We start from the raw sequence: 12,395 nt of genomic DNA, 5'->3' as shown, positions 1-12,395 counted from the left end.
GGCCTGGACCGACAGTAACCGCCGGGCCCGCGCAGAACAGGCGGTCGCGCTGTTCTATCGGCTCTACGGCACCGCCGTCCGCGTCTGACCGCCTGCCCGGGTCAGACCGTGGCAGGAGCCGGCCCTCGTTCCAGGCGATGGCGGAGAGTGACCGCATCCTCGGCGAGCGCGGAGATGAGATAGCCCGGACCGGCCAGGGGAAGCAGTGCCACCCCGTCCGCGACGGCCGCCTGCGCGCCGGACCCCGCGCTCTCCGCCGGCACGGATTCCCGCCGGGCCGCCGGAGAGCCCACCGGATCGGGCCCCGCGACGAGGAGCGACCCGACGGCACGAGCCGAGCCGAGGAGGGCTGGTCCGGTCAGACCAGGTATCTCGGGACCGAGGACGAGATCCTGGCGCAGCAGGGGGATCGGTTCGGATGGCGGATCCACCTCCGCGTGGGCGTCCACGTCCACCCGCAGGGTGCTACGTATCGATCCGGTCGTCTCCCCGAATCGGCCCAGCAGGATCTCCTCGCGCAGCCGTAGCCAGGCCGTGGCCGCCAGGTACACATCGGTCACCAGGAGATGGTCCGAGCCTCGCGCCGCGACGGTCGGCTCCGGCGCGAAGTCCAGCGCGCCACCCGGGGCCACCCGCGCCGACACGGTGAAGCGGGACGGCCCGGGCCCGTGACCGGGCAGGGCCACCGTCGCGGCCACTGAACGCACCACCAGGCGCACCCCGCTGCCGACGGAGATGTCGGGTCCCAGATCATCGCCCGCCAGCGGTCCGGCGGCCGCGTTGACCAGGTGAACCGTCACGGTCGGCAACGCGTCCGCGGGCCCTTGCCCGAACGGGGCAACCACGGTCGACGGGACGGCGGGCCGGGTCGAACCGCCCGGCCGGGTGGAGCCGACGGCCCGCGCGGATATCGCGGGCACCGTAGACGAGGCCCTAGTCCGACCAGGGGATGCTCCGGTCTGGCACAGGACGACCGGCACGTCGGAGCGCAACTCGGTGAGCCTCGCCGTGCCGTCCGGAGCCGGCATGACCCGGATGACGGCCCGTGCCCGCACGGCCGTGTGGCCCGTTCGGGCGGCCGTGACGAGAGGGCCCTCCGGCCCGGCCGCGACCCCGCCCAGGATGACCCCCGTCTCATGGCTGCCATGGTGCCAGCCGGCGGGCACCGGTCAGGACGTGAACATCCGCAGCGCCGTGGTGCGGTGCCGTTCGGCCAGGAGATCGAGGCGGATGCCGGTGACAACGGGAAGCAGCCGGGGCGGGCGTCGGGAAGCCTCCGCACCGGCCAGCGCGATCGCCTCGACCTCGTCGGCGAGCCGGGCGAGCACGGCGGTGACGGCTAGGAGGTCCAGCCCCATCAGGCGGGTCGCGGCGGTCGCGGGTCCAGTGACCGTGGTGTGGGCGGCGACCAGAGCGGCGTCCGAGGGACGCAGACCCGCGCCCGCGGCGACCATGCCTAGTACGATCGGGTGGTGCGGTGCACGTGGACCGGGCGGCATCGGCCAGGCGGCCCGGTCCGCTCGCAGCAGCGTGCGCCCCTGAGCCCGGCTCGCATCGCGTTGAGCGGGGGAGGGCGTCCGGGCGTCGAGCTCGGCGTCCAAGGTGGCGATGGGGGCGGCGGGGGTGACGGATGCGGCGGGGACGTGGTCGGTGCGTGGCGCCCGCGTCGCGGGACCTGGCTGCGTGCCGGCCCGGCAGGCCGCGGCCGCGAAGGCCGCGGCGACCAGGCCGGTCGTGGTGAGCCGTCCGACGAGGAACGCCGCCAGGTCGGCCAGGTTTGCCAGACTCCCGTCCGTCACCGCGGCTTCGACACCGCCCGAGTGGGCGTGACCTCCCGTGGGCATCCGGCCGTCCGCGAGGACCAGCAGCGTCGCCCGCCGTCCGGATCGCCCGGTCGGACCAGCCTCGTCCCCGGTCCCGCCGTCCCGTGCGATATCGCCCTCACCTGCGATATCGCTGTCACACGAGGCTCCGCCGTCATGACCGGGTGTCGTGTGGTCGAAGTCCATCCGTCGTTCGGACGACAAGTCCGTCATGCTGCCCACCCTGGTGTGGAAGAGTTCGCCACCGGCGGTCGATGCCGGATCACGCGAGCGCCGAATCATGCGAGCAAGGCCGGCGATGGCATCCCGTTCGGCGGGAGCCCTTCGGCGGACCCCGAAAGAGGTGGGAGATGCCTGGATCATGGTCTGGATCACGGTCGAGACGCGGACGCCTACGCGCCCGCGTGACCGGTGTGACGCTGGTGGCGGTCGCACTGTCTCCCGTTCTGACCTCCTGCGGCCAGGACCGGCCGCCCAAGCCTCGCTGCCAGGCCGGCTACTACGCCGAATGGGACAACGACGACCACGAGTGGGAGTGCGAACGCTCCGGATCCCACAGCAGGAGCGATCATAAGGACAGCCGCCGTCAGAACAGGAAGTAGCGTTGGGCCATCGGGAGTTCGCTCACCGGATCCGCCTCGATCGCCTCACCGTCCACCGTGACGGTGAACGTGTCCGGGTCCACCCGGATGTCCGGTGTCGCGGTGTTCTCGGGAAGATCCGCCTTGCCGCGGCGGCGCACATCCGCGACCGGCACCACCGGGGTGGCGAACCCCAGCCGTCCAGGCAGCCCGTCCTCGATCGCCGCCGGGGCGACGAAGGCCAACGACGACGCGGCGGCCGGACCACGGGCGGCTCCCCACATCGGTCGGGGCAGCACCGGCTGCGGGGTCGGGATGGAGGCGTTCGCATCGCCCATCGCGGCCCAGGCGATGAACCCGCCCTTGAGGACCAGTGACGGCCGCACCCCGAAGAACGCTGGATCATACAGCACCAGGTCGGCGAGCTTGCCGGGCTCCACCGAGCCGATCTCTGCGTCCAGGCCGTGCGCCACCGCCGGGCAGATCGTGTACTTGGCGATGTAGCGCCAGGCCCGGGCGTTGTCGGCCCGATCGTCGCCGGCCAGGGACCCGCGCCGGAGCTTCATCACATGCGCGGTCTGCCAGGTACGCAGGACGACCTCGCCGATCCGGCCCATCGCCTGCGAGTCCGAACCGATCATCGAGATCGCGCCCAGGTCGTGCAGGATGTCCTCGGCGGCGATCGTCGACGGCCGGATCCGGCTCTCGGCGAAGGCCAGGTCCTCGGGCACGCTGGGGTTGAGATGGTGACAGACCATCAGCATGTCGAGGTGCTCGTCGAGGGTGTTGACGGTGTGCGGGCGGGTCGGATTCGTCGATGACGGCAGCACGTTGCCGGCGGCCGCGACCGTGATGATGTCCGGGGCGTGCCCGCCGCCGGCCCCCTCGGTGTGGTAAGCATGGATCGCCCGGCCGGCGATGGCGGCCAGCGTGTCCTCGACGAAGCCGGCCTCGTTCAGGGTGTCGGAGTGCAGCGCAACCTGGACGCCGGCGGCGTCGGCGACCCGCAGACAGGCGTCGATCGCGGCCGGCGTCGTCCCCCAGTCCTCGTGCAGCTTGAAGCCGGCCGCCCCGGCGCGCAGCTGTTCCCACATCGACTCGTCGCTGACCGTGTTGCCCTTGCCGAGCAGGACGACGTTGACCGGCCAGTCGTCCAGCGCGGACAGCATCCGCGTCAGGTTCCAGGATCCGGGCGTCACCGTCGTCGCCTTCGTGCCCTCGGCCGGGCCGGTGCCGCCGCCGATCAGCGTGGTGATGCCGGCGCCCAGCGCCTCCGGAACCTGCTGTGAGCAGATCAGATGGACGTGGCAGTCCACCGCGCCGGCGGTGAGGATCTTTCCGTTACCGGCGATGATCTCGGTGCCGGGCCCGATCACCAGGTCGGGATGGACGCCGTCCATCGTGTCCGGGTTGCCGGCCTTACCCAGCGCGACGATCCGGCCGTCGCGGATCCCGACGTCGGCCTTGACCACACCCCAGTGGTCGAGAACGACGGCACCGGTGATGACGAGGTCGGGCGCACCCTCGGCGCGGGTCGCCAGGGACTGTCCCATCGACTCACGGATGACCTTGCCACCCCCGAAGACGGCCTCGTCGCCGGTCCCGGTGCCCGCCGGCCCGCGGCTGCGGTCCTCTGTCACCTCGATGAACAGGTCGGTGTCCGCGAGCCGGATACGGTCGCCGGCCGTGGGGCCGTACAGCGCCGCGTAGCGGGGGCGGTCGAGTCGGCTCACGAACCCTCTCCCTGAAAGCCCGATATGTCCTCGATCGTCGCGGTGTCCGCAATCCGGGTGCCGCTCGCGGCGTCCAACGGGCCGGCCGATTCCGGCCGCAGGCCCGGCACGACCCGGGTGCCGGCCAGCGGCACCAGCTCGATCTCGCGTTCCACGCCGGGCTCGAAGCGGACCGCGGTGCCGGCGGGCACCGCGAGCCGGTGGCCCCAGGCACTCGCCCGGTCGAAGTCGAGAGCGGGGTTCGCCGCGGCGAAGTGGTAGTGCGAGCCGACCTGCACCGGCCGGTCGCCCGTGTTACGGACCAGCACCGTGCGTACCGGGCGTCCGGCGTTGATCTCGACGGGATCGTCGCCGGTCAGGATCTCCCCGGGGATCACGGGATCGGCCGGTGGACGGTGACCAGCTTGGTGCCGTCCGGGAAGGTGGCTTCGACCTGCACCTCGCCGAGCATTTCCGGCACGCCCTCCATGACGTCATCCCGGGTGAGCACGGTTCGCCCGGCGCTCATCAGGTCCGCGACGCTGCGACCGTCCCGCGCGCCCTCCAGCAGGAACGAGGTGATGATTGCGGTCGCTTCGGGATGGTTCAGCCGCAGCCCACGGGCTCGCCGTTCACGGGCGAGCCCGGCCGCCACATGGATCAGCAGTCGTTCCTGTTCATGGGGGCTCAGCAGCACGAATGCGAAGCCTAGCAGGCCGGGGAATGCCGTCGGCCCGGTTCGGTTCGGCGCGGTCCACGACATGCCGGTGACGCTCCGGCCCCGATGCTCGTCGGGCATATCGGGGTGCAATGTGACGGTCAGGTGAACGGCGACACTCCCGAAACCCAAGAAAAGTTTCGTCCAGGTTTCCGTCCCGACATTGCCGGGAACGCCGCGGGAGTGTGGTTTCGTCAACAGCAAGAATGGAGTTACTGGTAATTCACCCGGGCGCGATGGGACCGATACGCCTCCTTTCTAAGGATTCGGAATGAAATAACTTGTTCACTTCGGAGTCCTCGCGAGCCCGTGACCTGCGAAGACGCATATTGGCTTGAATTAATTACTTCATTACGAATTCTAACGTCCGGGGAACCGCTCGGGCCGGTCGGACCGACCGGCAGGTGGAGGTGCGCCCGGGATGAGGCTGACAGGGGTTCGGTTGCTCGCACTGGTCTTCGGGCGGGGCCGTGCCGCGGTCGGCATGATCGCCGGGATCGCCGTGTTCTTCCCGTCTCTGGTCAACATGGTGTTCCACCTGCGTTACCGGCCGGCTCCGGCGCATGGCGGATAATGACACGTGGCAAACAACAATCACGCCATCGCCGCCCTCCCGGCGGGCGGTGCTGGTCCGCCGGATCCGGGGGCACCCGGCTTGTTCTGGAGTAAAGGAAGTAATGGGGGTGATTTCGCCGTTGGTCATACGTGATCCCCTTCCGGGCGTGCCGCCATCGGGTGCAGCCTCGGTGCTGACCGGCAGACGAGAGGCCGCCATGAACGCCGAACGCTCCAGTCGGGGACTCCGGCTGATGACGGTGTCCGGACGGGCGCCCCAGCCGACCGTCTCCTCTGCCACGCCCCACCGATCGGCGACCCCGGCCCGCACGGCGGCGTCGAACACGACCTCCTCCACCACCGCTCCCGCGGCCGACCCGCGTGATCCGGCGGCGGCTACTGGTCCGACCGGGCAGGTACCCGTGGTCGGCGCGGACCTGCTGCATCCGTCCGAGGCACAGCTCGCTCGACTGCGTCGGGTGGCCGCGGGTGAGGAGGAGGCCGACCTCGTCGTACGCGGTGGGCTTGTCGTCGCCGTCCACAGCGGTGCCGTGGCCGCGCGGGACATCCTGATCGTGGGGTGCTACATCGCCGCAGTCACGAAGCCGGGAACGTTGGCGGGTCGGCGCTCGCTCAACGCCGCCGGCAGATTCGTCCTGCCGGCCTATGTCGACGCCGGCCTGCGCGTCGAGGAGACGCTGCTCACTCCGGGAGAACTGGCTCGCCTGATCGTCCCGCGGGGAACCGCCACCCTGGTGACCGACCCGGCCGTCCTGGTCGCGCTGGGCGGTCTGCGCGGTGTGGATCTGGTGACGGGATCCTCGACCCCGTTGCGGGTGCTGGTCCGAGCGGGGCAGGTTCCCGGGAGGCAGGTTCCCGGGACCGGGGCGCCCGCCGCCCCGGTCGTCGAGGTGCCTCCGATACCGCCCGCCTCCGCGCTGACCGCGCTGTCCTCGGTAGGGGCGGCGCCCATCAAGTCGTCCGCCACGGAGGCCGGCGGTCTGCTGCGGGCGGCCGACAGCGGGGCCGAGCCGGTCCGGGGCAGGGCCAGATCGGTCGCGGAGCTCGCCACGATCGGGCATCTCGATCACGACGTGCGACTTGCGGTCGGTCGGGGGATGGGCCAGATCGACGCCATCCGGCGGTTCTCCCTGCTCCCCGCCCGCAGGCACGATCTGGAACCCACCCTGGGGTCGATCGCGCCCACCCGCTTCGCCGATCTCCAGGTCGTCTCCTCCCTGGGCGGAATGCGGCCGACCCCTGTTCGACAACCTCGACATCTCGCCCGCCTGGGCCACCGGCCGGACACGACTCCCGGCGAACCTGCATGCCGGCTCCTTCACATCACCCGGCCTGCGACGGTCCCACCGGCAAGATGCCAGTGTGGTCGTGGTGAGCGTCGATCCCCCTCGCGACCCGGGGACGGCGCCGCCCGTCGGTGGACCAGCGCGGGCGTTGCGGATGACCGGGACGGGCCAGGTCTCCGACCTCTCCCGCCCGCGTGGGCTCCGTACCGTGCGGGTGGAACCCGCCCTGCGGGACGGCTGGGCGGTGGCCGATCCGTCCCGGGACCTTCTCAAGATCGCAATTTTCGGTCGGGACGGCTCCTCGGACGAGATCGACGTCGGGATGCTCCGCGGGTGCGGGCTGACCCGGGGCGCGCTCGCGGTCACGACGGCGGAGCCGCCGGGGCATCTGATCGTCGTCGGGGCACGGGACGACGACATGGTGACCGCCGCCCGGGCCCTCGAGGGCATGGGCGGGGGCTATGTGGTGGTCGACCAGGGCTGGGTGCGGGCGGCGTGCGCGCTGCCCCTGCTCGGGGTGATGAGTGACGCGCCTTGGGAGGCGGTGCTGGGAGAGCTGGCCGCGGTGGACACGGCCGCAGCCGATTTCGGCTGCCGGCTGCCGTTCCCGCTGCGCACGCTGGCCGGATGGGGCTGCGCCCTCTACACCCGGCCCTGACATGTCCACCTCAAACCTGTCGCCTCCCTCTCCGCAGTTCGTGCCAGCATCGGTAAGGTAACGCTGAGTGATGGTTGGGGTGTCGGCCTGGGTCGGTGCGGGTGGAAGCTGGCGATAACGCAGGTGAGATAGCGCAGGTGAGGTGATGAACGCCGCCGCCAAGCAAGATCAGAACTACGTCACTGAGCGTCCGTCTCGATGAACATCCACGTAACCTTCCGCCGTTATGGTCGGTTCTCATGCAGCGTTCGTCCGCCTGCCTGTCCGACCCTCGGGCCGCCGGCCGGCTTCCCGCGTCGTCCCCTCCCGTGCTTCCTTCCACTGGTCGGACCACTGGTCGGATCGGGCGGGGGAGGCCGCTGTGACGACTAGCGGTGCGACGGCCGTCATGTTCCGTCCACGCACGGTAGGGGAGGCAGTGGAGATGCTGGCCACCGCCCGTGACTCCGGCAGGGCGGTCGATCTGCTGGGCGGCGGTACCGATCTCGTCCCCGCTCTCCGGTCCGGCGAGCGTCGGCCGGGAGCGGTGGTCGCCCTGCGCCGGGTTCTGGAACTGCGGGTCCGCGGCGCCGGGGCGGATTCGCTCACCGTCGGTGCGGGCGTGACTTACACCGATCTCGCGGGCTGGTCACTGTCGCCTGGCCTCGCCCTCGCCGCCCGAGTGGTCGGTTCCGCGCAGGTCCGCAACCTCGGCACGGTCGGTAGCGCGCTGGGCTCGGCACGTCCCACCGGCGACCTGCTCACCTTCCTCACCGCCGCGGACGCCGAGATCCTCGTGGCCTCGCCGCGCGGACCCGGCCGGATGACGCTGCCCGCGTTCCTCGCCGACGGGCTCGCCCCCGACGCCCTGGTCACCGCGGTAAGGCTGCCGCGGCCGGCCGGACCGCAGAGCTATCTCAAGATCGGGGGCAGGCAGGCCGCCTACCAGGCTTTGGTGTCGTGCGCCGTCCTCGTCGACCGGATGCGCCATCGACTGGCCTGCGCGATCGGGGGGGTGGGTCGGCTGCCGATCCGGATAACCGTCGCCGAGCGGTTCGCACACGACGAGGTGGACTGGTCCGCAGGGGCTGCGTCCTCGTCGGCGGCCCGCCGGTTCGGTGAGCTGGTGAGCGAAGCGGTCTGGCGGGCCGGGCCGGAGCTCGCGGCGGGTCCGCGGGTCTCCGCCGACTACCGCCGGCATGCTGCCGGCGTGCTGGCCGCCCGGGCGTTCACCCGATGCCTGGATGCCGCGGGGGCGCCGGTGGACCCTGGAGCCGGGCAGGACGCCCGGCCATGACCGCCCGTTTCGCGGGGGAGGTCCCGGCCGGACCGCCGGCCGGGTCGTCCTGGCCGGACGACGGTGTCGTCGCGCCGTATCACCTCCATGTCGACGGCTTCCTGCACACGGTGGCCGGCGCCTGGATCGGGGACTCCCTGCTCACCGTCCTGCGGGACGTCATCGGGGTGACCTCGGTGAAGGACGCGTGCGAGCAGGGGCGCTGCGGTGCCTGCTCCGTTCTCCTGGACGGCCGGTTGGTGGCGTCCTGCACGGTGCTCGCCGCGGACGCCGACGACGCCCAGGTGATCACCGTTACCGGTCTGAGGACGGCGGGACCCGCCAGGGCCGTGCGGGCGGCGTTCCTCGAGGAGGGCGCCGTGCAGGGCGGCTTCTGCACCCCAGGGTTCGTGGTCGCGGTGACGGACCTGCTCACCCGGCGGCCGGATGCGGACGAGGAGGAGATCAGGGAATCGTTGGCCGGCAACATCTGCCGGTGCACCGGTTACGGCCGGATACTCGCTGCCATCAGAACAGTGCAGGCTGAGCGGGGCACCCTGCCTTCGGGGGATACACCTGCTCCGCCCCGCCGGGGGGGTGGGCCGATGAGTCCGGGGATCGGTCGTTCGGTGCGTCGTCCGGACGGGCCGGACAAGGTGACCGGTAGCTTCTCCTACGTTGGTGATCTGCGTGTTCCGGGGATGGTGCATGCCCGCACCCTGCGATCGCCCCATGCCCGGGCGCGGATCCGGCGCGTCGGCGTCGGCGTCGGCGTCGCGCGCCGGCTGCCCGGCGTCGTGGGGGTGGTGACCGCCGCCGATGTCCCCGGCACGGCCACCTACGGGCTGATCGTCGCCGACCAGCCGGTGTTCGCCGCGACCGAGGTCCGGTACGCGGGGGAACCGGTCGCCGCCGTGGCTGCGGTCGACGTCCGGACCGCGCGCCGGGCGCTCGCCGCGATCGAGGTGGACTACGAGCCGCTGGCACCTTCGACCGACCCCGACCGGGTATGGCAGCCGGATGCCGAGCCGCTGCATCCGGCGGGCAACCTGTACCGCGAGATCGAGCTGCGCCACGGCGATCCCGACGCGCTCGGCCCGGTGGTGGTCGAGGACCACTACCTCGTCGGGATGCAGGACCAGGCGTTTCTCGCTCCCGAGGCGGCCCTGGCGATGTCGGCCGCCGATGGTGGAGTGGACATGCGGGTGGCGACCCAGTGGCTGCATTCGGACCGGGAGCAGATCGCGGCCTGCCTCGGTCTCCCGGAGGAGCTCGTCCGGCTCGCCCTGGCCGGTGTGGGGGGTGCCTTCGGCGGCCGGGAGGACGTCACCCTTCAGATCCACGGCGCCCTGCTCGCCCGGGCTACGGGGCTTCCGGTGCGGATCGCCTACGACCGGGTCGAGTCCTTCCTGGGCCATCCGCACCGGCATCCGGCCCGGATGTGGTTCCAGCACAGCGCCACCGCCGACGGGAACCTGGTCAGCGTGCGGGCGCGGCTGGTGCTGGACGGCGGTGCCTACGCGTCGTCCTCGCCGGCGGTGCTGGCGAACGCGGTCACCCATGCCGCGGGTCCGTACCGGGTCCCGAACGCCCACCTGCACGGAGTCGTCGTGCGGACCAACAACCCCCCGTGCGGCGCCATGCGGGGGTTCGGGGTGCCGCAGGTGACCATCGGTCACGAGGCCCAGATGGATCGGCTGGCCGACGCCCTCGGCATGGATCCGGTGGGCCTGCGCGTCCGCAATGCCGTCCGACCGGGGGATGTGCTGCCCACCGGTCAGGTGATGGGCGCACCGCTGCCGGCGCGGGAGGTCATCGAGGCGGTGGCCTCGCGTCCGCTCCCGCCGGCGATGCCGGCGAATGTCGCGGTGACCGCGTTGCCCGGCGGCCGACCGGCCGCGGCCGAACCGGGCCGGGTCCGTCGGGGGGTCGGCTACGCCCTGGCCTACAAGAACCTGCTCTTCTCGGAGGGCATGGACGACTCCTCCGTCGCCCGTGCCCGCCTGGAGCTGGCTGAGGACGGAACGGTGCGGGCCCGGCTGCACAGCGCGTGTGCCGAGATGGGTCAGGGATTCGTGACGATCGCGGGGCAGATCGCCCGCACCGAGCTCGGCGTCGAACAGGTTGTGCTGGCGCCTGCGGACACCGCGGTCGGCAGCGCCGGATCGACCAGCGCGTCCCGGCAGACCTGGATGAGCGGAGGCGCCGTGCGCGGAGCCTGCGCCGCGGTCGCCGATCGCCTGCTCGCCCGGGTCGCCCGGGTCGCGGGACTGCCCGCGGAGGTCGTCGAGGCACCTCGACGGACGCTGACCATCAACGCCGGGGAGATCGTCGGTGTGGAGGCCGGGCTGCGGGTCCCGCTCGCCGAGGCGCTGGCCGACGGGCCGATTGAAGCGGAGTACACCTTCCACCACCGGCGTACCTCCGCGCTGGACGCCGACGGACAGGGCGATCCGCACGTGGCCTTCGCCGCCGCGGCGCACCGCGCGGTCGTCGATGTCGATGTGGACCTCGGTCTCGTGCGGGTTGTGTCGATGGCGCTGGCCCAGGACTGCGGTACGGTGCTCAACCCCCCTGGCGCTGCGTGGTCAGGTCGAGGGGGGCACTGCCCAGGGGCTGGGCCTCGCCGTCATGGAGGAGCTGGTCACGGTGGACGGGATGGTGGTCAACCCCACGTTTCACGACTATCTGCTGCCGACCATCGCCGACGTCCCGGACCTCGACTTCGTCGCCGTCACCCATCCGCAGCCGGATGCGCCCTACGGGGTGAAGGGCGTGGGGGAGGCGCCTACCTGTACCGCGACCCCGGCGATCATCGCGGCGATCCGGGCCGCCGTCGGACGGGACCTGCGGCGCGTTCCGGTGCGACCCGAGGACCTCGTCGCCATCCCTCCGACGACCGGGCCCCCGACGACGCCGGGACAAGGTGTTCCGGCGGCATGAACGAGCCCACCGCGGACGTCCTGCCGGAGCGGCCACAGGTGCTATGGTCACGGCGGGTCGTGCTGCCCGGGGGCGAGCGCCCGGCAGCCGTGCACGTCGCGGGCGGCTGGATCACCGCGATCACCGCCGCGGACGAGACCCCTCCCGGGACCTTGGTCACGGACCTCGGCGACCTGGCTCTGCTTCCCGGCGTGGTCGACTCCCATGTGCACATCAACGAACCGGGGCGGACCGAGTGGGAGGGGTTCGCGACCGCGACCCGGGCCGCCGCGGCCGGTGGTGTCACCGCGATCATCGACATGCCGCTGAACTCTGTTCCGCCGACGACCTCGCTCGCCGCGCTGGCCGCCAAACGCGCGGTGGCGGCCGGCCAGGTTGCCGTTGACGTCGGCTTCTGGGGCGGCATCATCGGCGCCGACGCCCGCAACCTCGATGATCTGGCCGCCCTGCACGGCGCCGGAGTCTTCGGATTCAAGGCCTTCCTGGCCCCGTCGGGGGTCGAGGAGTTCCCGCACGTCTCGATGGACGTCCTCGGGGCCGCCGCCCGGCGTACCGCCCGGATGGGGGCCCTCACCGTCGTGCACGCCGAGGCGCCCTCCGTTCTCGCCGTGGCACCTCCCACCGTGGGGCGGGCCTTCGCCAGCTGGTTGGCGTCGCGCCCGCCGGCCGCGGAGACCGAGGCCGTGGCCGCGCTGGCGGCGCTGTCCGCCGCCACCGGTGCCCGCCTGCACGTGCTGCATCTGGCGGCGGCCGATGCCCTCGACGACGTGCTCGCGGCGCGGGACGCGGGGTTGCCGATGACCGTGGAGACGTGCCCGCACTACCTGACCTTCACGGCCGAGG

General features: G+C 72.1%; 10 protein-coding genes and 2 pseudogenes. 6 read left to right on the top strand and 6 right to left on the bottom strand.

All coding sequences use genetic code 11. The annotated features are described in order from the left end of the window. Positions 1 to 101: 101 nt before the first annotated feature. From AC08OT_RS14115 to AC08OT_RS14095, 5 genes are all read right to left on the bottom strand, one after another. The gene (locus AC08OT_RS14115; protein WP_476594221.1) at positions 102 to 1,166 is read right to left on the bottom strand and encodes an urease accessory protein UreD; all 1,065 of its coding nucleotides are present in this window, start codon (positions 1,164 to 1,166) and stop codon (positions 102 to 104) included. Positions 1,167 to 1,169: 3 nt separating this feature from the next. Then, a complete protein-coding gene (locus AC08OT_RS14110) occupies positions 1,170 to 2,036 on the bottom strand; it encodes an urease accessory protein UreF (protein WP_476602897.1) in 867 nt (288 codons plus the stop codon). Positions 2,037 to 2,409: 373 nt separating this feature from the next. Beyond that, positions 2,410 to 4,137, bottom strand: a complete 1,728-nt coding sequence (locus AC08OT_RS14105) for an urease subunit alpha (RefSeq protein ID WP_476593363.1) — start codon at positions 4,135 to 4,137, stop codon at positions 2,410 to 2,412. Then, on the bottom strand, positions 4,134 to 4,514 hold the full coding sequence (locus AC08OT_RS14100; protein WP_476593364.1) for an urease subunit beta: 381 nt from the start codon (positions 4,512 to 4,514) through the stop codon (positions 4,134 to 4,136). Before AC08OT_RS14100 ends, AC08OT_RS14105 begins: the two co-directional genes overlap by 4 nt. Continuing rightward, the gene (locus AC08OT_RS14095; protein ID WP_476593365.1) at positions 4,511 to 4,813 is read right to left on the bottom strand and encodes an urease subunit gamma; all 303 of its coding nucleotides are present in this window, start codon (positions 4,811 to 4,813) and stop codon (positions 4,511 to 4,513) included. Before AC08OT_RS14095 ends, AC08OT_RS14100 begins: the two co-directional genes overlap by 4 nt. 442 nt (positions 4,814 to 5,255) lie before the next feature. Here AC08OT_RS14095 and AC08OT_RS14090 point away from each other — a divergent pair, with 442 nt between their 5' ends. After that, complete coding sequence (locus AC08OT_RS14090; RefSeq protein ID WP_476593366.1) at positions 5,256 to 5,408, top strand: hypothetical protein; 153 nt, start codon at positions 5,256 to 5,258, stop codon at positions 5,406 to 5,408. Between the two features lie 645 nt (positions 5,409 to 6,053). Here AC08OT_RS14090 and AC08OT_RS14085 read toward each other — a convergent pair. Further along, complete coding sequence (locus tag AC08OT_RS14085; protein ID WP_476593367.1) at positions 6,054 to 6,461, bottom strand: hypothetical protein; 408 nt, start codon at positions 6,459 to 6,461, stop codon at positions 6,054 to 6,056. Positions 6,462 to 6,772: 311 nt separating this feature from the next. Here AC08OT_RS14085 and AC08OT_RS14080 point away from each other — a divergent pair, with 311 nt between their 5' ends. The 5 genes and pseudogenes from AC08OT_RS14080 to allB form a co-directional block, all read left to right on the top strand. Continuing rightward, positions 6,773 to 7,354 (top strand): adenine deaminase C-terminal domain-containing protein, encoded by a 582-nt coding sequence (locus AC08OT_RS14080; protein ID WP_476593368.1) that lies wholly within the window; start codon positions 6,773 to 6,775, stop codon positions 7,352 to 7,354. 388 nt (positions 7,355 to 7,742) lie between these two features. Next, on the top strand, positions 7,743 to 8,630 hold the full coding sequence (locus AC08OT_RS14075) for an FAD binding domain-containing protein (RefSeq protein WP_476593370.1): 888 nt from the start codon (positions 7,743 to 7,745) through the stop codon (positions 8,628 to 8,630). Then, a pseudogene (locus tag AC08OT_RS14070) lies at positions 8,570 to 9,082 on the top strand ((2Fe-2S)-binding protein); the annotation flags it as partial. The gene AC08OT_RS14075 and the pseudogene AC08OT_RS14070, both read left to right, overlap by 61 nt. 132 nt (positions 9,083 to 9,214) lie before the next feature. Further along, positions 9,215 to 11,552, top strand: a pseudogene (pucD, locus tag AC08OT_RS14065) (xanthine dehydrogenase subunit D). After that, positions 11,549 to 12,395 (top strand): allantoinase AllB (gene allB / locus AC08OT_RS14060; RefSeq protein ID WP_476602896.1); only part of this gene is annotated, 847 nt, incomplete at its 3' end. The pseudogene pucD and the gene allB, both read left to right, overlap by 4 nt.

This window comes from Frankia sp. CgJB1 (assembly GCF_977947065.1).
Note: the sequence above shows the minus strand (reverse complement) of the source record. Positions and strands in the feature narration are given on the sequence as shown.